This window comes from Ectothiorhodospira shaposhnikovii (genome assembly GCF_047222355.1).
GTDB lineage: Bacteria > Pseudomonadota > Gammaproteobacteria > Ectothiorhodospirales > Ectothiorhodospiraceae > Ectothiorhodospira.
Genome location: NZ_CP178333.1, coordinates 1,446,800 through 1,472,507, shown reverse-complemented (window position 1 = coordinate 1,472,507; position 25,708 = coordinate 1,446,800). Strand labels below are relative to the sequence as shown.

The window sequence follows — 25,708 nt, the reverse complement described above, 5'->3', positions numbered from 1 at the left end:
CTGCATATACTCAGAACCGGGAACCAGGGGGTCCAAAAATGCGTCGCAATGTCCCGTGGGCACGGCTGGAAGGAGGCCATGATGCGCTGGAAGGACTCAGCGGGCCGGAGGCGGCGTCGCGGCTTCACCGATACGGCGCAAACACGATCATTCCCGCAACAGGCCGGGCCTGGACCCTCACCCTGCGCGACACACTGCACGACCCCATGCTGTGGTTTCTGATGGCCACCAGCGCGCTCTTCTGGATCGTCGGTCAACCGATCGAGGCACTGGTCCTGTTGCTGGCCCTCATCCCCCTGATGGGGATGGATGTCTGGCTGCACCGGCGTACTCAGGCATCGGTACAGGGCCTGAGCGGTCGGCTCGCGGTACAAGCCCGCGTGTGGCGCGATGGCGAGGAACGGACCCTGCCCGCCGAGGAGATCGTGCCGGGTGATCGCGTGATGGTCCGTTCCGGGGACTCGTTCCCGGCCGACGGCCTGCTGATGCACTGCGACGCACTGCAAGTGGACGAATCCACCCTGACTGGGGAGGCCTACCCGGTGCGCAAGCAGGCACTGGCCGTACCGCCGACCGTCGGTACGCAAACGCCGGTGGAGGATCACCACTGGGGGCTTGCCGGAACACGGGTGCTGACCGGGTCCGCGGAACTACGGGTCGTCTTCACCGGTGCCGAAACCCTCTATGGTGAAATTGTCCGTTCGGCAATTGCCGGCGCGCACCCACTCACCCCCTTGCAGCATGCGGTCGGTCGCCTCGTTCAGACGCTGGTGATCGTCTCAGGTGCGATCTGCCTGACGCTGGCCTGGCTACGTTACCATCAGGGACATGGCCTGCTCGACGCCCTGCTCAGCGCCCTAACGCTCGCGATCGCTGCCTTGCCGGAGGAGTTTCCCGTGGTGCTCGCCATTTTCCTGGGCGCCGGGGTCTATCGCCTGGCACGGCGCCGCGCTCTGGTGCGCAGGGCGGTGGTCGTGGAGAACATCGGTCGCGTGACCTGCATCTGCTCGGACAAGACGGGCACCCTCACCGAGGGGCGCCTGCAACTGACGCACATGGAAGGGCGACGAACCGGACCGGGGACTGACGTTCACCGGTCTGCTGGCCTTCGAGGATCCGGTGCGCGACGGGGTGTGCGAAGCGGTACAGGCGTGCCGGGCAGCCGGCATCCACGTCATCATGGTCACCGGCGACCATCCCCATACCGCGCTGGCCATTGCCCGCGAGATCGGATTGGGGGAAGGCGCGCCGCGCCTGATCACGGGTGACGAACTGGCGCAGCGCACGGGCCAGGGCCAGGACCTCACACCGCAAGACCTTGACGTGATTGCCCGGGCGGTCCCGGCACAGAAACTCGCACTGGTTCGCGGGCTGCAGGCGGCAGGGGAAATCGTCGCGGTCACCGGCGACGGCATCAACGATGTGCCGGCCCTGCAGGCCGCCGATGTCGGCATCGCCATGGGCGAGCGCGGTACCCGGAGTGCGCGCGAGGTCGCCTCTCTGGTGCTGATGGACGACAACTTCCGCAGTATCGTGGGTGCGATCAGCGAGGGGCGACAGCTGTTCACCAACCTTCAACTGAGCTTTCAGTACCTGCTCATGATCCATATTCCACTGGTCGCCACCGCCGCCCTGATCCCCCTGCTGGGCTATCCCCTCCTCTATCTGCCGATCCACATCGTGTGGCTGGAACTGATCATTCATCCCACGGCGCTACTGGTGTTTCAGAACCTGTATTCGCATCGTCCCCTCGGACCGCCACCGTCCAAGGGAATCCGGGAGCGGTTCTTCGACAACCGGCAATGGTGGACCATCGTGATGGTGGGGAGTATCGTGACGCTCCTGGTACTGGGCACTTATATCCGTAGCCTGGGTGCCGATCATGCCGTGGACCATGCCAGGACCATGGCACTGCTCGCACTGATCATGGCCGGCGCCGGGATCACCGCCGCCTTGAGCAACATGCGCGGGATCATGGCGTGGTCACTGGTGGTGGGATCCCCGGCCCTGGCGGCGACATTCATTCACACACCCACCCTTCGCGAGATCTTGCATTTGCATCCACTGCATTGGGACGACTGGTTGATCGCCATGGCAGGGGGGGCCCTGGCCGCAGTGCTTGTCTGTATTGGAGTCCACCGACACGAAAACAGAGCGAGATCATGCCAGTAGTCAACCTTACCAAGCCGAATCGCGCTCCATGATAGCCAGGACCGCCCGGCGTACCTTCAGCTTGCGCATCTTGGAGCGCAGGGTGTTCGGGTTGAGACCCAGAAGGTTTGCGGCCCCCGCTGGGCCGGAGATACGTCCCCGCGTGCGGACCAGAGCGGCCTCGATATGGGCTCGCTGTACCTGCTCCAGGGTGGGGAATGTCTGTCCGCCCGCTCCCGGGCCGGATTCTGTCGGACGCGGCGCCACCATGTTCCCCCCCGGCAAGGACTGCCCCAGGGCCGAGGTGAGTGCCAGCCGCTTGCCCTGTCCCAGCACCACCGCGCGATCAAACACTGCCGCCAACTCCCGCACGTTCCCGGGCCATTCGTAGGCCGCCAGCAGGCGCAGGTCCTCCGCGGTGGGAAGTACCAGCGGCAGCCCCAGACGCTGGGCAGAACGCCAGGCCATGTGCTCCGCCAGGGCGGGCAGGTCATTGGGACGGTGGCGCAGAGGGGGGATATGGATGGGGAAACCCGCCACCCGATACCAGAGATCTTCCCGGAAGCTCCCGACCGCCACCATGGCGGCCAGATCCCGGTGCGTGGCCGCCACGATGCGCACATCCACCGGCACCGTGTCATGACCACCTACCCGCTGGATCACCCCCTCCTGCAGCACACGAAGCAGTCTCACTTGGGCAGCATGGGTCAGTTCACCGATCTCGTCCAGGAACAGGGTGCCCCCATCCGCCCGCTCGAACCACCCCTGCCGCCGGGATACCGCACCGGTGAAACTGCCGCGCTCGTGGCCGAACAGTTCGGAGTCGATCAGCTCCGCCGGGATCGCACCGCAATTGACACGGACAAACGGAGCCCCGCAACGCCGGGAACCTTCATGAATGGCCCTGGCGATGACCTCCTTGCCCGACCCCGTCTCGCCGAGCAATAAAACCGACAGATCGGCATCCGCCACCAGCATGACCCGCTCCATGACGGGCCTTAAATCCCCCTCGGCCCCGACGATACGCCCATCGTCCGTACGCCCGCCCAGCCCTTGGTCCAGGGCCTGCTGATCCGCCCGGACGGCTCGCTCCAGAGCATCCCGTTTTCGGGCCTCCAGATGCCGCTCCAGGATCACCGCCATGGGCAGGGCCAAGGCTTCCAGCCACTCACGCTGTTTCGGGGCGAAACCACTCCGGGACTCCGGTACCACCAGCAGCACACCCACGGGCTGGTTCTGAATTCTCAGGGGGCAGATCAGCGCCACCCCGTCGTGCAAGGCCGCGAAGGCGCGTTCCATGGAAGACGACCTTCCCACTCCCCTCAGATCCAGCATATCTCCCGTGCCGCACCACTCCCCGACCCCCGGGATTTCCAGAGTCGCCGGGGTGCCGTTCGTCGAGCCCTCGACCGTACAGGCCACCTGGGTCAGGCGATGCTCATCCTGAAGCTGGAACAACTGCAACCGGCGTATCGGCACTTGCAACCGCAGGGCACCCCGCAAGCGTTCCAGCCTGGGAGCGATGGGTTCGTGGGAGGCCACTTCGTGCCAAACAGTCAGCAACAGGGATTCCATCAGGATTATCACCAAATAAAAAGCTTTCTCGTTTTATATCACCAGAAAATCGTTTTATAAAACCACTCTTTCCATCAAACCTCTGACTGACAGCGATAACACATTGTTATTGATGGATTTATCCAATTGGCACGCCTTTTGGTATTCAATCAAGCGTAAGCAATCTCTCATTGATAGAAGAAAAAGAAATATTCCAGGGAGCCTGAATCCGTCATTCCCACCCAAGCGGCAGACCGCAGCAAGGACAACCACGACAGGTTCCTGACTGTGCGTCATTCCCGCGAAAGCGGGAATCCACCAGTTGCACAGGCTGAAAATTCCGTCACGGCCTCCTTATGCAGGGATGACGGAAGACGACGGATTCAATGTTTCCCAACCCATGACAACACTGACGGAGTCCTTTCATCATGCCCAGATCCCGTTTTTCCCGCCTCGCCCTCTCCGGCGTCACCGCCCTGGCACTGGGGCTGTCAGGAGGTGCCCTGGCCCAGCAGGCCGTCACCTTGCTGAATGTCTCGTATGACCCCACCCGGGAGTTCTATCGGGAATACAACAACGCCTTCGCCGCCCACTGGGAGGCCGAAACAGGTCAGCGGGTCACCGTGCGCATGTCCCACGGCGGCTCCGGGTCCCAGGCCCGCTCGGTGATCGACGGCCTGGATGCCGACGTGGTGACCCTGGCCCTGGCCTACGACGTGGATGCCCTGCACGACCGGGCCCAACTCATCCCCGAAGACTGGCAAACCCGCCTGCCGCAAAACAGTTCTCCCTATACCTCCACCATCGTCCTGTTGGTGCGGGCCGGCAATCCCAAGAATATCCGCGACTGGGATGACCTGGTGCGCAAGGACGTCCAGGTGATCACTCCCAACCCCAAAACCTCCGGCGGCGCCCGCTGGAATTACCTGGCGGCCTGGGGGTATGCCCTGGAAAAGTATGGCGATGAGGCGAAGGCCTACGAATTCGTACGGGACATCTACGCCAATGTGCCGGTGCTGGATCCCGCGGCCCGCGGCGCCACCAACACCTTCGTGCAGCGGCGCATCGGCGACGTCTTCATCGCCTGGGAGAACGAGGCCTTCCTCTCCGTGGAACAGTTGGGTCGGGGTCAGTACGAAATCGTGGTGCCATCGGTGAGCATCCTGGCCGAACCGCCGGTGACCGTGGTGGATCGCAACGTGGACCGCAAGGGCACCCGCGAACCCGCCCAGGCCTACCTGGAATTCCTGTATGGCGAGACGGCCCAACGGCTGGCGGGCAAACACTATTACCGCCCCTCCAATCCCGGGATCCTGGCGGAGTTCTCCGACCGTTTCCCCGAAGTGAAGCTGCACACCGTGGATGACTGGTTCGGCGGCTGGCGCAATGCCCAGGACACCCATTTCAACGACGGCGGGGTGTTCGACCGCATTCTGGCCGAGATCCACTGACACCGGTTCACCGACGGGCCGGCTCCCACGCGGGGGCCGGCCCGCTGATGGGCGATGGGATCCGATCAAACCTTATCTCATGGAGCGTGAGTGATGACACTGGCCTTACGACAACCCAGCGTGATTCCCGGGTTCGGGATCACCCTGGGTTTCACCCTGTTTTACCTGGGACTGATCCTGCTGATCCCCATCGGCGCCTTCCTGCTGTATACCGCCCAGATGAGCTGGGCGGATTTCTGGCAGGCCGTCAGCCACCGCCAGGTGGTGGCCTCCTACAAGCTGTCCTTCGGCGCCTCGCTGATCGCCGCCCTGCTGAACCTGGTGTTCGGCGCCATCGTCGCCTGGGTGCTGGTGCGCTACCGGTTCTTCGGCAAGCGGGGGATCGACGCCCTGGTGGATCTGCCCTTTGCCATGCCCACCGCCGTGGCCGGCATCGCCCTGGTCACCCTGTACGCCTCCACCGGCTGGGTGGGGCAATACCTGGAGATCCTGGGTCTGCGCGTGGCCTATACCCAGCTGGGCGTGGTGGTGGCCCTCACCTACATCGGCCTGCCCTTCGTGGTGCGTACCGTGCAGCCGGTACTGGAAGACCTGGACCGGGAACTGGAAGAGGCCTCCGCCATTCTGGGCGCAAACCGCCTGACCACCCTGCGGCGGGTGATCCTGCCGGCCCTGCTGCCCGCCCTGCTCACCGGCTTTGCCCTGGCCTTCGCCCGGGCCCTGGGAGAGTACGGCTCGGTGATCTTCATCGCCGGCAATCTGCCGTTTCGCACCGAGATCACGCCGCTGCTGATCGTGGCCAAGGCCGAGCAGTACGACTATCCCGGCGCGGCCGCCATCGGCACCGTGATGCTGCTGGCCGCCTTCGTACTGCTGCTGCTGATCAATGCCCTGCAGTGGTGGACCGCCCGCCACACCCGCCGCTGACCCCGCCGGAGAGATCCCATGAGTAGCCTTGCCTCCCCCATTCACCCACTGTCTTCCGAGGCCCCCGCCTGGCAAAGGGCCACGGAAGAGCCGGCCTGGATCCGCCGCCTGCTCATCGGCATCGCCCTGACCTTTCTGGGCCTGTTTCTGGTCCTGCCCCTGGCCGTGGTGCTGTACGGCGCCTTCGAGCAGGGTCTGCAGGTCTGGTACGCCGCCATCACCGAACCGGATGCCCTGGCCGCCATCCGCCTCACCCTGCTGGTGGTGGCCATCGTGGTGCCGCTCAACCTGGTGTTCGGCGTCATGGCCGCCTGGGCCATTGCCAAGTTCGAGTTCCGCGGCAAATCCGTGCTGATCACGCTGATCGATCTGCCCTTTGCCATCTCCCCGGTGGTGGTGGGCCTGATCTTCGTCATCCTGCTGGGCAGTCAGGGCTGGCTGGGCCCCTGGCTGGCGGAACATGACCTGCGCATCATCTTCGCCGTGCCGGGGATCATCATCGTCATCGCCTTCGGCACAATGCCTTTCGTGGCCCGGGAACTGATCCCCCTCATGCAGCAACAGGGCAAGGAGGAGGAGGAATCCTCCCTCACCCTGGGCGCCAACGGCTGGCAGACCTTCTGGCGCGTCACCCTGCCCAACATCAAATGGGGGGTGATCTACGGGGTGATCCTGTGTAACGCAAGGGCCATGGGGGAATTCGGCGCCGTCGCCATCGTTTCCGGACGCATCCGCGGCGAGACCAACACCATGCCCCTGCACATCGAGGTGCTCTACAACGAGTATCTGTTCACCGCCGCCTTTGCCGTGTCTTCCCTGCTGGCGGGGCTGGCCATCGTCACCATCGCCGTGAAGAGCCTGGTGGAGTGGCGTGACGAACGCCAACGCCACCCGGCAGCAGCGTGACCCCGACCCTTTTCACCTTCAGACAAACCACATCCCGCGGACACCCCATGAGCATTGAAATCGAGCACATCAACAAGCGCTACGGCCATTTCGTGGCCGTGGACGACGTCAGCCTGTCCCTTCCCGAGGGTCAGCTCACCGCCCTGCTGGGTCCCTCCGGATCCGGCAAGACCACCCTGCTGCGCATCATCGCCGGCCTGGAATTTCCCGACTCGGGACGCATCCGTTTCCATGGCGAGGATGCCACCGATGTCCACGTCAGTCGGCGGGGCGTCGGCTTCGTGTTCCAGCATTACGCCCTGTTCAAGCACATGACCGTGTTCGACAACGTGGCCTACGGCCTCACCGTCAAACCCCGGCGTCTGCGACCCGGCAAGGCCGAGATCCGGACACGGGTCATGCGCCTGCTGGAACTGGTACAGCTGGACTGGACCGCCAACCGCCTTCCCTCCCAGCTCTCCGGCGGACAGCGGCAGCGCATCGCCCTGGCCCGCGCCCTGGCGGTGGAACCCAAGGTGCTGCTGCTGGATGAACCCTTCGGCGCACTGGACGCCAAGGTGCGCGCCGAACTGCGGCGCTGGCTTCGCCGCCTCCACGACGAGATCCATCTCACCAGTGTGTTCGTCACCCATGACCAGGAAGAGGCCCTGGAGGTATCGGACCGGATCGTGGTGATGAACCAGGGCCGGGTGGAACAGGAAGGCACGCCGGAAGAAGTCTACGATCACCCCGCCAATCCCTTCGTGTTCAGCTTCCTGGGCCAGGTCAACCTGTTCCACGCCCGGGTCCAGGACGGACAGGCCCGCATCGGCGATCTGGCGCTGCCCACTTCAACACCGGAAGATCAGCCGCAAGGTCACGGACTGGCCTATGTCCGTCCCCACGACATCGAGATCCTGCCGGACGGCAGCGCACAAGGCGCACTGGCGGCCGTGATCGAAGGCATCACGGTGGTCGGGCCAACCGCCCGCCTCGAACTCAAGGTGGCGGGCGGCAAGGACCTGATCCACGCCGAGCTGCCCAAGAGCCGGCTCAGGTCCCTGGGCTTGTCCCGGGGCTCGGACACCTGGGTGAGACCCCTCAACAGCCGCGTCTTTATGGACAACGGCACGCGGGCCACCGGCTGATTGCGGGCCTGTCGGGTGGGCCGCCATCCCTATAAGAACCGCACTGCCAAAAACAACGCCACCATGGTAATGCCCAGAGCCAGCTTGGCGGCGGTACCCAATATCAGCCCAAGGGTGGCCCCCCAACCGGCACGCCCAGCGGCCACCAAGTCGCGACGGGCCGACAGCTCACCCAACACGGCACCCAGAAACGGACCCAGCAACAAACCGATGAGTCCAAAAAACATCCCCACCACGGCTCCCAGGGTGGCTCCGAGGATGGAGCGGCCGGATGCCCCATAGCGCCGGGCACCGAAGGCACCTGCCACAAAGTCCGCCAGAAAGGCCAGGGCCGCGAGCAGACCCAGCACGATCAAGGTTTTCGTACCCACGTGGGCGAACCCCTCCGCCCAGGCCGCGGTCCACAAACCGGCAAACAAGAGCAACGGACCCGGCAACGCCGGCAGGACAAGTCCCACAAGCCCCAGAATGATGAGCAGAACGGCAAGGAACCAGGTAATGGCAAGCATGGGGAGGCTATCAGTGGATAGGGGTGTACCGGGTCAATCGTACACCAGCCCCTGAGGTTTCCACCCTGCCCTGGCCCTACTTCTGAAAAACTTGATGCCAACGGCAGGCCCAATGCCTTTCGAACAGCATCATCATTGATCCGGAGCTGGACGAAAGGGGCGCCACCGACGGCGACGCAGCATGCGCAGGACCCAGTACACACTCAGGGCGGCCAGGAGGTGCTTGAGGGTGTGGCCACTCAGGACTCCACCGGTGAGCTCATGGATGGGATGGTCGAGCCTGTCGGCAGCCAGTGCCAGCAGATACCAACCGGCTGCCACCAGCAGATCCGCGTCGCGGGTGTAGGCGCCGGGATGGAGCAGCACCAGCAACATCCCCAGGACCAGAGGCAGGGCCTGGGTGAGCATGTAGAGGCGCAGATCCCCGGCTCCCTGAAGTTCGGTCCAGTACCAGTGGATGGCGCCCATGGCACCGAACACGAGCAACACCGGCAGAACCACCATGATCCGCTGATCAGCGAGCCGATCCGACATGATGGCGGCCAGGATGGCCATGAAAGCCAGGCTCATGGCCAGACGGTCCCAGAAAAGCCGCCCATGGTCCGGGGCCCAGTGGTAGTAACCCGAGCCGATGCCCACCAGTATCACGGCGCTGAAAAAGGCCAGATAGGGCCAGGACTGTCGCGCCTCGCGGAACCGGTGAGGATGACGGCCCACCCAGATCACTCCCAGTACGCCCACCACCACAAAGGCCAGATTGGAGGCCACGTCAGGGAAGTTCGGGATACCCAGCCAGGTCCTGTCGGCCGCGAAATCATGGTAGCTCTCGGGCTGCGGGATGGGTGGCAGGGCGAGAAAGCCCGTCACGACCAGAAACCCCACTCCCAGCAGAAGACCCGTGCGCCAGTGCATCCTCATGGGGACAGCATACTCCCGCGGCCCGAGCCTCGGTGCTCAATCTCTCTTGCGCACCCGGTCAAAGACTTCCAGGGGGCGAGAGTTCCATGCGCCCGTCGCGGACGCGAATGTCGAAATGATTCAGAAAGCTCATCCCCAGAAGCGCCCTGTCGCCGCTCATGTCCGGCATGATGACGGCCCGGACCCGGTGTACCACGACATCCCCAAGGCGTACCTCATCCAGCACGGTAAGATCGCCCTGGACGCGGCCATTCGCGGTCTCGAACCAAGCCCTGCCGGTGGATTGCAAACCCAACTGCTCCGCCAGGGAGGCGGGCACGGCCACATAGGTGGCGCCGGTATCCAACAGGAAATGCACCGGCTCGCCATTGATCCGCCCGGTGGCGAGGTAGTGTCCTGACCGGTTCCGGTGCAGGACGATGCCCGCACCGTGCTCACCGGCATCACCAAGCAGGTGCAGATTGGGATTGTGCTGTCGCTCCAGCACCCCATGGTAGAACCACGTGCCGGTCGCCAAGACCAGCATCCAGAACAACGCCAGCATGATCCAGCCGGCACGACGTGCGGATTGATCGTTGTTCATGACGGCCCTGCTCACGGATGGAAGTTGCCAAAAGGATAACAATCCCGTTACAAAGTGCCACCTTGATGCAAGGGCGTCGCCGAGCGGCGTCGACGGAAAACAGCAAAGGCATGGGGAGATCCGAGCATGGCCAACACTTCATCAGCGAACGGCACCGGGGACGGCGGCTTGCAGCCACCCCTCGTCGGTGGGCAAGACGGAAGCAAGCATGCCGGAGAATCCGGACTGGGAAGATCGATCAGCTTCGGCATTGCCATCCTCTTCCTGATCGGAGTCGCGGTCTATGCCAAGCTGACGCTGGGTGAAGCCGCCGGCGCGGGTTTTGTCGTGTTCGCCGCGATCATCGGGGCTTACATGGCGATGAACATCGGCGCCAACGATGTCGCCAACAACGTAGGTCCCGCGGTGGGTTCCGGCGCGATCACCTTGCTCGGGGCGCTAGCCATCGCCGGCGTGTTCGAGGCAATGGGCGCCATCATTGCGGGTGGCGAGGTGGTGAACACCATCCGCAGCGGCATCATCGATCCGGAAATGATCGCCAACCCGGACACGTTCCTCTGGGTGATGATGGCGGCACTGCTTGCGGCCGCCATCTGGATCAACATTGCCACCGCCATGGGGGCTCCGGTATCGACCACGCATTCCATCGTGGGTGCCGTGGCCGGTGCCGGCATCGCCGCGGCGGGCTTTGCCATCGCCAACTGGGATGTGATCGGTCGTATCGTGATGAGTTGGGTCATCTCGCCCATGATGGGCGCGGGGATTGCCGCTTTCCTTCTGTATGTCATCAAGCGAACCATCACTTACCAGTCCGATCTGAATGCGGCCGCCATGCGCTGGGTGCCGGTGCTGGTGGCATTCATGGGCGGCGTCTTCGGCGTCTACATGATGCTCAAGGGCTTCAGCCGGATCATGAAAGTGGATCTGCACACGGCGGTGATCGTCGGGATGGTTGTCGCACTCCTGACCTATGCACTGGTCAAGGCGCTGCTGACTCGCATCGGAGAAGTGGAAAACAGCAAGACGGGGGTGAACCGACTATTCAACATTCCGCTCATTTTTGCCGCCGCCATGCTGAGTTTTGCCCATGGATCCAACGACGTCGCCAACGCGATTGGTCCGTTGGCCGCCATCGTCGAGGTCACCCGTACCGGTGGCGCGGAAATCACCCAGGCGGCCCCCATCCCGCTCTGGGTGATGGTGATCGGGGCGCTGGGCCTGGCGGTGGGTCTGTGGCTGTTCGGTGCCCGCGTCATCCGCACGATCGGCAGCGAAATCACCGAAATGGACCAGATGAGGGCCTACTGCATTGCGATGTCCGCGACCATCACCGTATTGATTGCCAGCGAACTCGGTCTCCCCGTGAGTACGACGCACGTGGCCGTTGGTGCGGTCATGGGGGTCGGTTTCCTGCGCGAGTACCTGAAAACAAACTACGACAAGATCCTTGCAGAGATACGGGAACACCATGCGGACGAGGAACGGGAATCCCTCGACCGCTTCATGCGCGCATTCAAGGCAGCCGACATCCGCGAGCGCGGCATCATGCTCAAAGCACTCAAGGCGAAGAACCGGGCGCGAACCGAGGCCACCGTCATCTCGAAGCGGGAAAGAAAGCGCATTCGCAAGCTTTATCGCAAGGAGTTGGTCAAGCGGTCCCTGGTGATCCGGATTGTCGCCGCCTGGGTGATCACCGTCCCCTCGACGGCCCTGATTGCGGCGTTCCTGTTCTTCACCATTCGAGGGTACATGCTCTAAGGCTTAATGCAGCGTGGGCGGTGCCTCATCGAAGATGGCCGCGATGGCGTCCCGATCCAACCGATATTCCCGGTTGGCCAGGTCGTCCCGGACGATCACGGCGCCCTGCTCCTGCAACACCGACTCCACTTCCTCCCGTCCCAGGGAACGCAGCATGGCGCGCACCTTGTCCCAGTCCTCGGGGGTCTCGTGAATCACTGTGCGGGCATCGAAGATACGGACCACCTCTTCCGGGAAAAGGCGGGAAAGCAGCGCATCCGGGGCCAGACTGATGAGTTCGTCGTCGGTCACCGTGGCGGCCAATTGCTCGACACGGTTCCAACCGTCGGGGTCACGGGTGTCCGCGGCGGGCAGTTTCTGCAGGAACAGGCCCGCCGCCCCTTCGGCGGTGGCCGCCAGGAACAGTCTTGAAGGCAACTGTTCGGAGAGGCTCAGGTAATGTTCGAAGATGTCACCGATGCCCTCCCCCTCCAACGGCACCACGCTCTGCCAGGGCTGACGCATGCTGGGCAAGTCCAGGGACAGCACCAGCTGACCGTCTCCCAGCAGCGTGCGGGCCGTACCTTGCTCGATGTCATCGCCGGACTGGGCCAGGGCACGCAGGTTGAGGCGCTCGTCACAGTCCACCACCAGCAGGGAGACCGGCCCGGTACCACGGACCTGGAACGTCACACGGCCGGGCTGTTTGAGGGCTTCGGTGACGAACAGGGAGGTGACGCACATCTCGCCCAGCAACCGGTTCACCGGCTCCGGATAGTGGCGATCGGCGATGATCCGCCGCCATACCGGCCCCAAGCGGACGACCGCCCCCCGGATGTCCAGATCGTCCAGCAGGAAACGCTGCAATACATCAAGGCTCACGACAAAACCTCCCGATACCGTTCGGCATCAAATCCCACCAGAACCGTCTCCCCGCATTCCAGCACCGGTCGCTTGATCAGGGTGGGATGCCGTGTCATCAGTTCACGGGCCCGAGTCTCGTCCAGACCTTCCCGCTCCATCTCGTCCAGGCGGCGCCAGGTGAGGCCGCGACGATTGATCAACGTTTCCCAGCCCGCCTGGCGACACCAATGCGGCAGTCTGTCGGCAACGACACCGGCTTTCTTGTAATCGACGAATTCATGGGCGATTCCGGCATTGTCCAGCCAGACCAGGGCCTTCTTCATGGTGTCGCAGTTCCTGATGCCGTAGATGCGACATGGATGCGGTGCATTCAAACCTGACATGTGGCCGAACAAGCTCCTGATGAGTGAATCAAAGGGGCTATTCTAGCGGGACCGGCCCCGTCTGTGGTGGCCCGATGTACGGTCTGGATCTTGCCTGTGCCGACCCGGGCTTGCATGACCCGACGCAAACGGTCAAGGTTTGCATTGTACCCTGGTTGTGCCCTATGTTTAGACTCTTTCCAAAACATGAACTGCCCGAGGCAGTCACAAGGAGAACATCGCCATGACGCACCAACTGCCTGAACTGCCCTACGCCAAGGACGCCCTGGAACCCCACGTCTCCGCCGAGACCCTGGAGTTCCACCACGACAAGCACCATGCGACCTATGTCACCAACCTGAACAAGCTGATCACCGGCACCGAGTTCGAAAGCCTGTCCCTGGAAGAGATCGTCAAAAAGGCCCCTGCCGGCGGCATCTTCAACAATGCCGCCCAGGTCTGGAACCACACGTTCTACTTCAACTGCCTGAGCCCCAACGGCGGCGGCGAGCCCACCGGCGCCCTGGCCGAGGCCATCAACACCGCCTTCGGTTCCTTTGCCGAATTCAAGGAGAAGTTTGCCGCCGCCGGCGCGGGCAATTTCGGCTCCGGGTGGACCTGGCTGGTGAAGAATGCCGACGGTAGCCTGGAGATCGTCAACACCAGCAACGCCGCCACTCCGATCACCGAGGCCGGCAAAACCCCGCTGCTGACCATGGATGTGTGGGAACATGCCTACTACATCGACTACCGCAATGCCCGGCCCAAGTACATTGAGGGCTTTTTCAATGTCGTGAACTGGGACTTCGTCGCCGACAACTTCGGCTGAAAGACCAGGACACCAGTCCGGTAACCCCCATTCGCGGACAGGCCCGCGCCCACGCATCTTTCCGTGGGCGCGGGCTTTCCGGGTTCACCATATCCATGACGACGCCAAGGCCTTTGCGCCCCACGTCAGGGCATCGTATGATGGGCGTTTGAGTCATTACCTAACCGGCGCCCCGAGCGCCCGTGAACAGCCGGCAGCCATGGGCTGCCTTTTTTCGTTTTTGGAGGGGAGCAAGCCGAATGTCAGACGCCCTCATGCGGAACTACAAGCGCCAACCCGTTGCCTTCGTACGGGGAGAGGGCCCCTGGTTGTGGGACGATCAGGGCCGGCGCTATCTGGATGCCCTGTCCGGCATCGCCGTCTGCGGCCTGGGTCATGCCCATCCGGCCGTGACCCAAGCCCTGTGCGAACAGGCTGGACAACTCATTCATACCTCCAATCTCTACGAGATTCCCCAACAGACCCGACTTGCCGAGCGCCTGACCGCGCTGGCCGGCATGGATCGGGCCTTCTTCTGCAATTCCGGCGCCGAGGCCAACGAGGCCGCCATCAAGCTGGCCCGCCTGCATGGCCATCACAAGGGCATCGCCCGCCCCACCGTGATCGTCATGGAAGGCAGCTTCCACGGCCGCACCCTGGCCACCCTGACCGCCACCGGCAATGCCCGCATTCAGGCAGGTTTCGCCCCCCTGGTGGAAGGCTTCATCCGCGTGCCCCACGGTGATCTGGCGGCGGTGGAAGTCCTGGCGGATCACCCGGACGTGGTGGCCATCCTGGTGGAGCCGATCACCGGCGAAGGCGGCATCCGCATTCCCCCGGAAGGGTATCTCAAGGGGCTACGGACGCTCTGCGACCGCGCCGGCTGGCTGTTGATGCTGGACGAGATCCAGGCCGGCATCGGCCGTACCGGGACCTGGTTCGCTTTCCAGCACGAAGGCATCACCCCGGATGTGCTGAGTCTGGCCAAGGGCCTGGGCAACGGTGTCCCCATCGGCGCCACCCTGGCGGCGGGCGCGGCCGCCGACCTGTTCACCCCCGGCACCCACGGCACCACCTTCGGCGGCAATCCCCTGGTGTGCCGCGCCGCCCTGGCGGTGCTGGACACCCTGGAGCAAGAGGCCCTCCTGGCGCATGCCGACACCATGGGGCAGTCTCTGGTGGCGGCCTTCCGGAATCGCCTCGGCCGGCACCCCGCCGTGAGGGACATCCGCGGCAAGGGCCTGATGCTGGGCATCGAGCTGGATCGTCCCTGCGCCGAGCTGGTGGGCCTGGCCCTGGAGGCCGGCCTCCTCATCAACGTCACCGCGGAGCGGGTCATTCGTCTGCTGCCGCCCCTGATCATCGACCGGCCCGAGGCGGACCAGATCGTGGATATCGTCTCTGACCTGGTGGAACGGTTCGCGGCCCAGGCCGCCTGAGGAAATGCCCATGGCTGTGCGTCACTTTCTGTCCTTGCTGGACCTGTCCACCGAGGAACTGCGTCACCTGATCCACCGCGCCATGCAGATGAAGGCGCAACTGCGGCAGGGCGAGGCCTACGAACCCCTCAAGGGCAAGACCCTGGCGATGATTTTCGAGAAATCATCCACCCGTACCCGCGTCTCCTTCGAAGTGGGCATGCAACAACTGGGAGGACATGCCATCTTCCTGTCGCCCAAGGATACCCAGCTGGGTCGGGGCGAACCCATCGAGGACTCGGCCCGGGTCCTCTCCCGCATGGTGGACATCGTCATGATCCGCACCTTCGAACATGAGAAGGTGGAGCGGTTCGCCGCCAACGCCAGGGTGCCCGTGATCAATGGTCTCACCGACCTGGAACACCCCTGCCAGCTGCTGGCGGATCTGCAGACCTGGTTCGAACTGCGGGGCGACATTGCCGGTCGCACGGTGGTATGGGTGGGGGATGGCAACAACATGTGCCATAGCTACATCCACGCCGCCGAGCGTCTGGGGTTTGAACTGCGCATTGCCTCTCCGGAAGGCTATGATCCGGACCCGGTGATCCTGGCCGCCGCCGGCCGCAGCGCCGCCATCGTGCGGGACCCCATGGCAGCAGCACAAGGGGCCGATCTGATCGTCACCGATGTCTGGGCCAGCATGGGGCAGGAACAGGAACAGGCCGCCCGCCGTCGGGCCTTCGGGGATTATCAGGTCAATGCCGCCCTGATGGCCCGGGCCGCGCCGGATGCCCTGTTCATGCACTGCCTGCCCGCCCACCGGGAAGAGGAAGTCTCCACCGAGGTACTGGAAGGCCCGCAAAGCGTGGTCTGGGACGAAGCCGAGAACCGCCTGCACGCCCAGAAGGCGCTGATGGAATTCCTGCTGGTGGGCAATGGCAGACAGCAGGCGTTGTCACAGGAATGACTTACTGATGGGATAGACTGTGCGGATGACCGAGACCGAGATCGACCTGACCAATCCGGAACTTTACCTCAACCGTGAGCTGAGCCTGCTGGCCTTCAATCAGCGGGTTCTGGAACTGGCCAAACAGGAAACCATCCCGCTGCTGGAACGGCTGCGCTTTTTGTGCATCTCGTCCACCAATCTGGATGAGTTCTTCGAGATCCGGGTGGCGGGACTCAAGCAGCAATTACAGCTTGGAGTGAACACTCCCGGGCCGGACGGACTCAGCGCCACCGAACAGCTGACCCGGGTGGGTCAGCTGGCGCACACACTGGTGGACGATCAGTACGCCACCCTCAACGACATCCTGATCCCGGCCCTGGCCGAGCAAAACATCCACTTCGTGCGCCGCACTCACTGGAGCGACGAACAGGCCGCCTGGGTCAAGGATTTCTTCGACCGTGAGCTGTTACCGGTGCTGTCCCCGCTGGGGCTGGACCCGGCCCACCCGTTCCCGCGCATCCTCAACAAGAGCCTCAACTTCATCGTCACCCTGGAAGGCAAGGATGCCTTCGGTCGGGAAAGCCGCATGGCCGTGGTCCAGGCCCCGCGCTCCCTGCCCCGCCTGGCCCGCCTGCCCCGGGAAATCGCCAAGGGGGACTATGATTTCGTCTTTTTGTCCTCCATCCTCCACGCCCACGTGGGCGAGCTGTTCCAGGGCATGACGGTCACCGGCTGCTACCAGTTCCGGCTCACCCGCAACTCGGATCTGTTTGTCCACGAGGAGGAGATCGACGACCTGCTGATGGCCCTGGAAGGGGAGCTGCCCCAGCGTAATTACGGCGAAGCGGTACGGCTGGAAGTGGCGGACAACTGTCCGACCAAGGTGGCGGAGTTCCTGCTGCGCCAGTTCAAGCTGGGACCGGACGACCTCTACCAGGTCAATGGACTGGTGAACCTGAACCGGCTCATGGCCGTGCATGAACTGGTGGAACGCCCTGATCTCAAGTACCCCTCCTTCGTGCCCGCCCTACCCCCGGTCCTGACCGGGTCGGCGGATATCTTCCACACCATCCGGCGCGGGGATGTGCTGCTGCACCATCCCTATCAGTCATTCGTGCCGGTGGTGGAATTCATGCGCCAGGCGGCCCGGGACCCGGACGTGCTGGCGATCAAGCAGACCCTCTACCGTACCGGCGTGCGTTCCCAACTGGTGGACATCCTGATGCAGGCCGCCCAGGCGGGCAAGGAGGTCACGGTGGTGATCGAGTTGCGCGCCCGGTTCGACGAGGAGGCCAATATCCAGCTGGCCAACCGTCTGCAGGATGCCGGTGCCCACGTGACCTACGGGGTGGTGGGCTACAAGACCCACGCCAAGCTGGCCATGGTGGTGCGCCGGGAAAAGGATCGGATCCGGCGCTATGTGCATCTGGGTACCGGCAACTATCACGCGGGGACCGCCCGGGCCTATACCGATTACGGCCTGCTGACCGCCGACAAGGTGATCGGCGAGGACGTACACAAGGTTTTCCAGCAGCTGACGGGCCTGGGCAAGGTGTCCAAGCTGAAGAAGCTGTTGCAGGCCCCGTTCACCCTGCATTCGGGGATGCTGGAACGGATCGAGCGGGAGATCGAGCATGTGCGCTCGGGCAAGCCCGGCCGGGTATTGGCCCGGATGAATTCCCTGATCGAGCCCAGGCTGATCCAGGCCATGTACCGGGCCTCCCAGGCAGGGGTGCGAATTGACCTGGTGGTGCGTGGGGTGTGCTGCCTGCGGCCCGGGGTGCCGGGGATTTCGGACAATATCCGGGTACGCTCGGTGATGGGGCGGTTTCTGGAGCATTCCCGGGTGTTCTATTTCCAGAACGGCGGTGAACCGGAGATCTTCCTGTCCAGTGCCGACTGGATGCCACGCAATTTCTTCCGCCGGGTGGAAGTGGCCTTTCCGGTGGAGGTGCCGGAGTTGCGGGACCGGGTGCTGCAGGAATCCCTGCTGGCCTATATCTCGGACAACACCCAGGCCTGGGCGCTGCAGCAGGACGGCAGCTACCGGCGTCTGAAGGCGGCCTCCAACCACAAGCCCCGCTCGGCCCAGGATGAACTGCTCGGCAAGCTCACCAGCTGAGCTTCACTCCACCTTGAGTTTGAATTGGGCGGCCTTGAGGTGGCCTGACTCCCGCTCCAGATCCGCCCGGGTCAGGGGATTTGCCTCCAGCCAACCCGGGGCAAACCGCAACTTGAGACCCTGATCCTTCGCCTTGAGCCCGTCCAGGGCCGGCACCGTGTCCGTGCGGGATCGGTGCAGCAATACCGCCAGACGCAGCAACACGGCCAGACGCAGCATGGGACGACGCTCCAGGATGGGCAGATCGTCAAACAGCTTGACGGGAAACTTGCGCCGATGGGCACGCACCAGCAAGGCGATCCGCCGCTGCCCCTCCAGGGTGAAGCCGGACAGGTCCGCATTCTCCACCATATAGGCCCCATGCTTGTGAAACTGGCTGTGGGAGATGGACAACCCCAGCTCATGCAGACGCGCCGCCCAAGCCAGGCTGTCGGCATGGTCCTGATCCAGTCCCCAGGTCTCCGCCACCAGATCCAGCAGCCGCAGGGCCGTCTGCTCCACCCGCCGGGCATGATCCGGCTCCACCTGAAAGCGCTTCATGATGCCGTCGATGGTACGGGTGCGAACGTCCTCATGACTGATGCGCCCCAACAGGTCATAGACCAACCCCTCCCTCAGGGCGCCATCAGAGACCCGCATCTGCCCGATGCCCAGGGCCTCGAAGACCGAAATCAGCACCACGACTCCGCCAGGCAGCACCGGGCGACGCTCCTCGCTCAGGCCCTTGAGTTCCACCTTGGCCATGTCCCCGGCCTTGATCAGGGCTTGACGCAGCAGGTGCAGCCCTTCCAGGGTGATGCCCTCCCGGCTCCACCCCTGCTCCCGCATGATCCTGTCCACCGCCAGCATGGTGCCCGAAGCCCCCAGGGCCTCCTGCCAGCCCACACGCCGGTAGGTTTCCTCGATGGGTTGAAGCTCCAACCGGGCACCGATCTCGGCCGCACGCCAGGCCGTTTCGGTGATAATGCCCTTGGGAAAATAGAGCCGCCCCATGCTCACACACCCCATGTGCAGACTTTCGGTGTGACTGGGTTCGAAGCGCTCCCCCAGAATCAGCTCCGTACTGCCGCCGCCGATGTCCACCACCAACCGCCGGCCGCCGTCATCCGCCAGGCTGTGGGCCACCCCCAGATAGATCAGGCGGGCTTCCTCGCGACCGCCGATCACTTCGATCGGATGCCCCAGGGCACGGGTGGCCAGTTCCAGGAACTCCTCGGCGTTGCGTGCCTTGCGCAGGGTGTTGGTGCCCACGGCGCGCACGCTGCCCAAAGGCAGGTCACGTACCCGCTGGCCGAACTGCTGCAGACAGTCCAGGGCCCGGGTCACGGCCTCGGGACCGATGAAGCCACGGTTGTCCAGACCGCTGGCCAGACGCACGGACTCCCGCAGACGGTCGAGCATGTGCACTTCGCCGTCACGGACGCGGGCCACGATCATGTGAAAGCTGTTGGAACCCAGATCGACGGCGGCGACGGTCTCGGGGGGCTTACGGCGTCGGAACATGAAAATCTCCCTCTCTTGCGGGGCCTCGATGATCGCCCCTCAAGGGGTCGAGTCTAGCAAGGGAACATGTCGGGAGGATAACAGCCGGGCGAGCCTGTCAGGCCAGCTTGCGCAACTGCCCCTGGGTCAGCAGCCAGTGGAGCGTGGCACGCCCCGGCTGCATGCCCAGGCTCACGTCCAGGCAGCAGACCCCGCCTTTTTTCATTCGCACCAGCGATCGCCGCTCCCCGGCCAACAGCCAGCCGGCCAGCAGGGACAAGTGGGGTTCGTGCCCCACCGCCAGCAGGGTCGGCGGGCAGGACTGTTCGTGCACCCAGTCGGCGAACTGCATCGGGTCCGCCTCGGGAATCAGGGTCGGCGCGGACGCGATCTCGGCGTCGGGGAACACTTCGTGCAGAATCTGGGCGGTCTGGGCCGCCCGGCTATAGGGGCTGGTGACGATGCCCACCGGCCCTTCCACCAAACGGTGCAGGCCCCGAGCGGCTCGACGCATGCGGCTGATACCCTCTTGCGTCAGGGGGCGCAGGTGATCCCCCTGGCCGGTGGCGGCAAACTCGGCGGCATCACCGGCCTGACTGTGGCGCACCAGGACCAGATGGCGAAGCGGATGGCCTGTCTTCATCTGCGGCATGGATTGATCTCCCTTGCAAGTGCCTGGGACCAGCCTAGCTGAAAGCAGCCCGGATGATGAAGAAGAAGAGGATGGACAGCAGTGCCCCGGCCGGCAGGGTAATGATCCAGGACATGAAGATCGCGCGCACCACGCTCAGGTTGATGGCTGCAATCCCCCGCGCCAGACCCACCCCCAGGATGGCACCCACCAGGGTATGGGTGGTGGAGATGGGCAGCCCGGTGCCGGAGGCCAGAACCACGGTCATGGCCGCCGCCAGGGTGGCGGCAAAGCCGCGGCTGGGGGTGAGTTGGGTGATGCCCGTGCCCACCGTGGCGATCACCCGATGGCCGTAGGTCACCAGACCCAACACGATGCCGACCCCACCCAGCAGCAGAATCCACATGGGCATGGGGGTATGCACGGACACTTCCCCGCTCTGCACCACGCTGACCACCGCCGCCAGCGGACCGACGGCATTGGCCACGTCGTTGGAACCATGGGCGAAGGCCATGGCGCAGGCAGTCACCAGCATCAGGACGCCGAAGACCTTTTCCACGTTGCTGAAATGGAAGTCCCGGTCATCGGCGGGGTCGAAACGCAGGCGGCGGATGGCCAGCAGTCCCAGGCCCGCCGTCATCAGGGCAAAGGCGGCGGCGATGCCGTAACTCTGGAAGGTGGTGAGGTCCATCCCCAGATGGGTCAGCCCCTTGAGCAGGGTGATGAGGGCGGTGAAGAAGGCGGCGAGGAAAATGTAGTAGGGAACGTAGCGCTTGGCATTGTCCAGGGGATTGGGTGTGTCCAGAATCAGGATCTGGACACTGCGGAAGAGGACGAAGGCGACCACCCCCGACAGGGCCGGCGACAGGACCCAACTGATGGCGATGGCGCCCACCTTGCCCCATTGCACCGCTTCCATGCCGATGGCCACGATGGCAAAGCCGATGATGGCACCTACGATGGAATGGGTGGTGGACACCGGCCAGCCGAAGATGGAGGCCACCAGCAACCAGGTCCCCGCCGCCAGCAGGGACGCCAGCATGCCGAAGACCAGGATCTCCGGTGTCCCCGCCAGTAGATTGGCGTCCAGCATCCCGGAACGGATGGTCTGGGTCACCGCCCCACCCGCCAGCCAGGCGCCGGCGAACTCGAAAATGGCGGCGATGATCACCGCCTGCTTGATGGTCAGGGCACGGGATCCCACCGAGGTGCCCATGGCATTGGCTACGTCGTTTGCGCCCACACCCCAGGCCATGAAAAAGCCGAAGATGCACGCCAGGACGATGAATAGCGTCGCGTATTCCATAGGATTGTCAGTTTTTTTGCAGGTCTGAAGGGGATCAGTGGGCCAGCATGAGTCGCAGGCGACTACCGACCCGCTGTGCCAGGTCGGCCAGGTCACCGATCTCGTCGATGATCCGGTACATGAAGATCACATCCACCGGCGGCAGGGCCCGTTCCATGGCAAAGAGTTCGGCACGGACCCGGATCTGGATCCGGTCGGTATCGTGCTCGATGGTATCGAGCTCCTTGAGGATGGATTCCATCACATCCACTTCATGCCCCCGAAAGCCGGTCTCCACCAGGTCTTCCAATTCATGCACGGCCTGGGAGGCCTTGCGGGTCGCCTCGGAGCAGCGGCTCAGGAAATCCCTCAGCAGGGGGTGGAGATTGTCGGGGAATGTCATCCGGCGGCCCAGGATCAGGCCGGCGATGTCCTTGGCGGTATTGGCGATGCCGTCCTGGACGGTGAGGGTTTCCAGGATGTCCCGGCGTGACATGGCCAGCATCATGCCCTTGGGCAGGTGCTGACGCAGATCTTTCTTGAGCAGGTCCGCCTCGTGTTCCAGTTCGGCGATGCGATTGCGCCGGACTTCGGCCTGTTCCCAGTCCTGGGCCATGACCGCCTCCATGAAGGCAGGCAGTTCAGCCACACAGGCCTGCACCTTTTCGGCATGAAGCTGCAGGGGACGGACCGGTGACTTACCGAACAGATCGAAAAAATAACTCTTTGGAGGCATGGGGTGACCAGACCTGGAAAACAGCGATTGTAACGGAATTATGACGCCGGACGGGAGTTTCAGATCCCGCATTCACATCGCTGTCATGAAATATTCATATTGATCCGTCCGATACCTCCTTGGCCCGCTCTGCCCGGGCGGCCTCACTGCCGCGCCGCACGATCCGGTCACGCCCGAAATGACAGGTGAAGGTGCTCCCCTCCCCCGGCGTGCTCTCGATCTGCAGGCGGGCGCCGTGACGCTGCAGCACATGCTTGACGATGGCAAGACCCAGTCCGGTGCCGCCGGTGTTGCGACTGCGATCCGAATCCACCCGATAGAAGCGCTCCGTCAGACGGTGGACATGCTGGGGAGGGACGCCGATACCGGTATCCCGGACCTGGAAACGGGCGCCATGCTCATCTTCGTGCCAGTGCACGCTGATGGTGCCGCCATCGGGCGTGTAGTTGATCGCGTTGGTGACCAGGTTGGAAAAGGCACTGTGCAGCTCGGTATTGGACCCTCGCAACCAGAGACCCTCGTCCACCTCCAAGGTCAGATGCTGCCCCCGCTCCCCGATCAGCATGCGCGCCTCTTCCTCGATGCCGTGAATCAGGGCGGGCACGCTCACCGGTGACTGCGCGGTGGCCGCGGTGTCCCGGGTCTCCAGTCGGGACAGGGTCAGCAGATCCTCGATAATGCGCCGCATGCGAACCGCCTGGGACTCCATGGAACGCAGGGAGCGCCGGATCTCCGGCTCCAGAGAGTCTTCATCCGCCAGCGCTTCCAGATAACCGGCGATGACCGTGAGCGGGGTGCGCAGCTCATGGGAGACATTGGCGACAAAGTCGCGACGCATGGATTCGAGCATGTGCAGACGGGTGACGTCCCGCACCGACAGCAGGAACTGCTTGTCACCGTAGGGCACGATGCGGGCAGAGAGCATGACCCGCTCGTCCGGACCGCGGGGGAACTCCACCGCGTCGCTGTAATCGCCGGAGTACATGTAGCGGACAAACTCGGGATGACGCAGCAAATTAGTGACACGTCGACCGATATCCCGGGGGGACTCCAGTTCCAGCAGACTGATGGCGGCGCCGTTGAACCACTCGATGTCGAAGCGGCTACCCAGGATCACCGTGGCATCCGGCATGGCGGCACTGGACTCATGAAAGCGGTTGAGCAGCTTGGCGATCTTCTTCTTGCGCCGCCGGTTGCGCTGGTAAAGCCGGTACTGCTCGTAGATCAGATCACCCCAGACCCCGCTGGCATGGGGCGGCTCGGATCGCTTGCCCACTTGGATCCAGCGATGGAAACGGTGCAACTGACGCAACTGCCAGCCCGTATAGGCGGACAAGGCGAGCACCAGCATCCAGGCCAGGTGACCGAACAGGGCACCCAGCACCAGACCGGCAAGAATGAAACCGGACAGGCGCCAGAATTCCACCTTCCACGGACTGCCTGAACGGGAATCCAGGAGCATGGGCCGGGCCTACGCCTGCAGGGAAAAACGGTAGCCGGCACCGCGCACCGTCTGCACGAAACGGTCGCAGCCGGACGGGGCCAGCACCTTGCGCAGGCGCAGGATGTGGACGTCCACCGTGCGCTCCTCCACATAGGTATTGCGCCCCCAGACCCGATCCAGCAACTGGGAACGGGAATAAACCCGCTCGGGATGGGTCATGAAGAAGTGAAGCAAGCGAAATTCCGTCGGTCCCATCTCCAGGGCCTCACCGTCCACGGTCACCCGGTGACTGGAAGGGTCCAGGGTCAGGCCGTCCACGGTGATGGGTCTGGACTGTTCCTCCGGGATACTGCGCCGCAATACCGCCTTGATTCGGGCCACCAGCTCCCGGGGGGAAAACGGCTTGGTGATGTAGTCATCCACGCCGGCCTCCAGAGCCCCCACCTTGTCGTCCTCCTCGCCACGGGCGGTGAGCATGATGATGGGCAGCTCGGCGGTGTATTCCTCGCGCTTGAGACGTCGGGCCAGATCAATGCCGCTGGTGCCGGGGAGCATCCAGTCCACCACCACCAGATCCGGCAACCGTTCCGCCAATCGGGTATGGGCCTCGTTGGCATCACCGGCCTCCACCATGCGAAATCCGGCCCGTGACAGGGCAAAACCCACCATCTCGCGAATGGCCGGCTCGTCCTCGACCAACAATATGGTCTTCTCGGTCATGTGTTCATCATCCTTCAGCCTGTCTTTGACGCGGCTATTACAACGAGAATTTATGACATGACGGTGACATTACAATGACTGCGGCCACCGCCCCCCCTTTTCGGGATGTCATGCCACGGACACATTGCAGGATTAAAGTGACGAATCCGTTAAGGAGTGGATTCCCGCATGCGCATCCTGCTTTTAACCCTGTTGCTGCTGTCGACCAGCGCCGCTTCGGCAAATCCGGCACCGGATCCGGATCCAGAGGCACAGGCCCATCAGTACCTGGCGCAGGACCCGCCGGCCCATGATCAGGCCAGAGCCCTGTTCATGCAGGCCGCCGAGCAGGGTTCACCCACCGCCATGGCCTACCTGGGATGGCTGTTCGAACAGGGTCACGGAACGGCACCCGACGGTGAACAGGCGGTGTACTGGTACGGCCAGGCCGCCCGTGCGGGCGCCCTGCCCTATGCCATGCATCTGGGCTGGATCCATCTGAGGGGCGAACTGGTCCCACGGGACCGGGAAACCTCGGAAGACTGGTTTCGATACGCCATCGACCAAGGGCATGCGCCCGCCCGGGTGGCGCTGGCCTCCATCTGGATCGCCGACGCCCTCGGAGGACGTGATCCGGATCTCGCCCTGGCAGCGGAGGCCCTGCTATTGCCGGCCATGGAAGCCGGTGAAGTGCTGGCCCTGTATTTCCTGGCACGACTCTATATCGAGGGAATCGGCGGCGTGACGGCGGATGACGACAAGGCCTTCCACTACACCCATGAGGGTGCTCACCAGGGTCACCCCCGCATGCAGGCCTGGCTGGCCATGATGCACGCGGAAGGTCGGGGCGTGACCGCCGACCCCGTGGCCGCCATCCAGTGGTCGAATCTGGCGGCGGCGGGGGGCGACGAACTGGGGATGGAACTGCGCCGGACGCTGGAATCCCGGGCCACGCCGGAGCAGATCCAGGAGGGCCGGGGCCGGGCCGTGACCTGGGCGCTGTCCCATGGACAGCCGGACTGAGGGTCCGACAGTCCTCGACCCC

Annotated in this window: 24 protein-coding genes and 1 pseudogene; 13 read left to right on the top strand and 12 right to left on the bottom strand. The window is 63.9% G+C overall.

Annotated features, from left to right (window positions below; all coding sequences use genetic code 11):
- Nucleotides 1-38: 38 nt before the first annotated feature.
- The 3 genes and pseudogenes from ACLF6L_RS06690 (at nt 39) to ACLF6L_RS06680 (ending at nt 2,172) form a co-directional block, all read left to right on the top strand.
- A complete protein-coding gene (locus tag ACLF6L_RS06690; RefSeq protein WP_412852619.1) occupies nt 39-1,268 on the top strand; it encodes an HAD-IC family P-type ATPase in 1,230 nt (409 codons plus the stop codon).
- A pseudogene (locus ACLF6L_RS06685) lies at nt 1,153-1,578 on the top strand (HAD-IC family P-type ATPase); the annotation flags it as partial. The gene ACLF6L_RS06690 and the pseudogene ACLF6L_RS06685, both read left to right, overlap by 116 nt.
- 21 nt (nt 1,579-1,599) lie before the next feature.
- Nucleotides 1,600-2,172, top strand: coding sequence for a cation transporting ATPase C-terminal domain-containing protein (locus tag ACLF6L_RS06680; RefSeq protein WP_412852756.1), 573 nt, complete (start codon nt 1,600-1,602; stop codon nt 2,170-2,172).
- Between the two features lie 6 nt (nt 2,173-2,178).
- Here ACLF6L_RS06680 and ACLF6L_RS06675 read toward each other — a convergent pair whose 3' ends face one another.
- Nucleotides 2,179-3,726: a sigma-54 interaction domain-containing protein gene (locus ACLF6L_RS06675; protein ID WP_412852618.1), complete on the bottom strand. Its 1,548-nt coding sequence runs from the start codon at nt 3,724-3,726 to the stop codon at nt 2,179-2,181.
- 407 nt (nt 3,727-4,133) lie between these two features.
- Here ACLF6L_RS06675 and ACLF6L_RS06670 point away from each other — a divergent pair, with 407 nt between their 5' ends.
- The 4 genes from ACLF6L_RS06670 to ACLF6L_RS06655 all read left to right on the top strand — a co-directional run bounded on the left by ACLF6L_RS06670 (nt 4,134) and on the right by ACLF6L_RS06655 (nt 8,116).
- Nucleotides 4,134-5,156 (top strand): sulfate ABC transporter substrate-binding protein, encoded by a 1,023-nt coding sequence (locus tag ACLF6L_RS06670; protein WP_412852617.1) that lies wholly within the window; start codon nt 4,134-4,136, stop codon nt 5,154-5,156.
- A gap of 93 nt (nt 5,157-5,249) precedes the next feature.
- A complete protein-coding gene (cysT, locus tag ACLF6L_RS06665) occupies nt 5,250-6,083 on the top strand; it encodes a sulfate ABC transporter permease subunit CysT (protein ID WP_412852616.1) in 834 nt (277 codons plus the stop codon).
- 18 nt (nt 6,084-6,101) lie between these two features.
- The gene (cysW, locus tag ACLF6L_RS06660; RefSeq protein WP_412852615.1) at nt 6,102-6,989 is read left to right on the top strand and encodes a sulfate ABC transporter permease subunit CysW; all 888 of its coding nucleotides are present in this window, start codon (nt 6,102-6,104) and stop codon (nt 6,987-6,989) included.
- A gap of 47 nt (nt 6,990-7,036) precedes the next feature.
- A complete protein-coding gene (locus ACLF6L_RS06655; protein WP_238616746.1) occupies nt 7,037-8,116 on the top strand; it encodes a sulfate/molybdate ABC transporter ATP-binding protein in 1,080 nt (359 codons plus the stop codon).
- 29 nt (nt 8,117-8,145) lie between these two features.
- On the opposite strand, the gene ACLF6L_RS06650 is transcribed toward ACLF6L_RS06655, so the two are convergent.
- From ACLF6L_RS06650 to ACLF6L_RS06640, 3 genes are all read right to left on the bottom strand, one after another.
- The gene (locus tag ACLF6L_RS06650; RefSeq protein WP_238616745.1) at nt 8,146-8,625 is read right to left on the bottom strand and encodes a DUF456 domain-containing protein; all 480 of its coding nucleotides are present in this window, start codon (nt 8,623-8,625) and stop codon (nt 8,146-8,148) included.
- A gap of 132 nt (nt 8,626-8,757) precedes the next feature.
- Nucleotides 8,758-9,543, bottom strand: coding sequence for an alkaline phytoceramidase (locus ACLF6L_RS06645; RefSeq protein WP_238616744.1), 786 nt, complete (start codon nt 9,541-9,543; stop codon nt 8,758-8,760).
- A 58-nt stretch (nt 9,544-9,601) separates the two neighbouring features.
- A complete protein-coding gene (locus ACLF6L_RS06640; RefSeq protein ID WP_238616743.1) occupies nt 9,602-10,126 on the bottom strand; it encodes a TIGR02281 family clan AA aspartic protease in 525 nt (174 codons plus the stop codon).
- A 126-nt stretch (nt 10,127-10,252) separates the two neighbouring features.
- On the opposite strand from ACLF6L_RS06640, the gene ACLF6L_RS06635 reads away from it, so the two are divergent.
- The gene (locus tag ACLF6L_RS06635; protein WP_238616742.1) at nt 10,253-11,884 is read left to right on the top strand and encodes an inorganic phosphate transporter; all 1,632 of its coding nucleotides are present in this window, start codon (nt 10,253-10,255) and stop codon (nt 11,882-11,884) included.
- 3 nt (nt 11,885-11,887) lie between these two features.
- Here ACLF6L_RS06635 and ACLF6L_RS06630 read toward each other — a convergent pair whose 3' ends face one another.
- Together ACLF6L_RS06630 and ACLF6L_RS06625 are read right to left on the bottom strand one after the other, a co-directional pair.
- Nucleotides 11,888-12,745, bottom strand: coding sequence for an Hsp33 family molecular chaperone HslO (locus tag ACLF6L_RS06630; RefSeq protein WP_238616741.1), 858 nt, complete (start codon nt 12,743-12,745; stop codon nt 11,888-11,890).
- Nucleotides 12,742-13,050, bottom strand: coding sequence for an ArsC/Spx/MgsR family protein (locus tag ACLF6L_RS06625; protein WP_238616740.1), 309 nt, complete (start codon nt 13,048-13,050; stop codon nt 12,742-12,744). Before ACLF6L_RS06625 ends, ACLF6L_RS06630 begins: the two co-directional genes overlap by 4 nt.
- A 283-nt stretch (nt 13,051-13,333) precedes the next feature.
- Here ACLF6L_RS06625 and ACLF6L_RS06620 point away from each other — a divergent pair, with 283 nt between their 5' ends.
- The 4 genes from ACLF6L_RS06620 to ppk1 all read left to right on the top strand — a co-directional run bounded on the left by ACLF6L_RS06620 (nt 13,334) and on the right by ppk1 (nt 18,386).
- Nucleotides 13,334-13,918 (top strand): superoxide dismutase, encoded by a 585-nt coding sequence (locus ACLF6L_RS06620; RefSeq protein WP_238616739.1) that lies wholly within the window; start codon nt 13,334-13,336, stop codon nt 13,916-13,918.
- Nucleotides 13,919-14,157: 239 nt separating this feature from the next.
- Nucleotides 14,158-15,336, top strand: coding sequence for an acetylornithine transaminase (locus ACLF6L_RS06615; RefSeq protein ID WP_238616738.1), 1,179 nt, complete (start codon nt 14,158-14,160; stop codon nt 15,334-15,336).
- 10 nt (nt 15,337-15,346) lie between these two features.
- Entirely contained in the window at nt 15,347-16,282 is a 936-nt protein-coding gene (gene argF / locus ACLF6L_RS06610) for an ornithine carbamoyltransferase (protein ID WP_238616737.1), read from the top strand.
- A gap of 25 nt (nt 16,283-16,307) precedes the next feature.
- Entirely contained in the window at nt 16,308-18,386 is a 2,079-nt protein-coding gene (ppk1, locus tag ACLF6L_RS06605) for a polyphosphate kinase 1 (protein ID WP_238616736.1), read from the top strand.
- A 3-nt stretch (nt 18,387-18,389) separates the two neighbouring features.
- Here the strand turns inward: ppk1 and ppx are convergent, their stop codons facing one another.
- The 6 genes from ppx to phoB all read right to left on the bottom strand — a co-directional run bounded on the left by ppx (nt 18,390) and on the right by phoB (nt 24,684).
- Nucleotides 18,390-19,889: an exopolyphosphatase gene (ppx, locus tag ACLF6L_RS06600; protein WP_238616735.1), complete on the bottom strand. Its 1,500-nt coding sequence runs from the start codon at nt 19,887-19,889 to the stop codon at nt 18,390-18,392.
- Between the two features lie 97 nt (nt 19,890-19,986).
- On the bottom strand, nt 19,987-20,520 hold the full coding sequence (locus ACLF6L_RS06595) for a SixA phosphatase family protein (RefSeq protein ID WP_238616734.1): 534 nt from the start codon (nt 20,518-20,520) through the stop codon (nt 19,987-19,989).
- A 34-nt stretch (nt 20,521-20,554) separates the two neighbouring features.
- Nucleotides 20,555-21,805 (bottom strand): inorganic phosphate transporter, encoded by a 1,251-nt coding sequence (locus ACLF6L_RS06590; protein ID WP_238616733.1) that lies wholly within the window; start codon nt 21,803-21,805, stop codon nt 20,555-20,557.
- A 34-nt stretch (nt 21,806-21,839) separates the two neighbouring features.
- Nucleotides 21,840-22,520 carry a TIGR00153 family protein gene (locus ACLF6L_RS06585; protein WP_238616732.1) on the bottom strand — a complete coding sequence of 227 codons (681 nt, stop codon included), beginning with the start codon at nt 22,518-22,520 and terminating at the stop codon, nt 21,840-21,842.
- Between the two features lie 94 nt (nt 22,521-22,614).
- Nucleotides 22,615-23,982 carry a phosphate regulon sensor histidine kinase PhoR gene (phoR, locus tag ACLF6L_RS06580; RefSeq protein ID WP_238616731.1) on the bottom strand — a complete coding sequence of 456 codons (1,368 nt, stop codon included), beginning with the start codon at nt 23,980-23,982 and terminating at the stop codon, nt 22,615-22,617.
- 9 nt (nt 23,983-23,991) lie between these two features.
- Nucleotides 23,992-24,684: a phosphate regulon transcriptional regulator PhoB gene (gene phoB / locus ACLF6L_RS06575; RefSeq protein ID WP_238616730.1), complete on the bottom strand. Its 693-nt coding sequence runs from the start codon at nt 24,682-24,684 to the stop codon at nt 23,992-23,994.
- A 168-nt stretch (nt 24,685-24,852) separates the two neighbouring features.
- Between phoB and ACLF6L_RS06570 the strand changes: the two genes are divergently transcribed.
- A complete protein-coding gene (locus tag ACLF6L_RS06570) occupies nt 24,853-25,686 on the top strand; it encodes a tetratricopeptide repeat protein (protein WP_412852614.1) in 834 nt (277 codons plus the stop codon).
- Nucleotides 25,687-25,708: the final 22 nt, after the last annotated feature.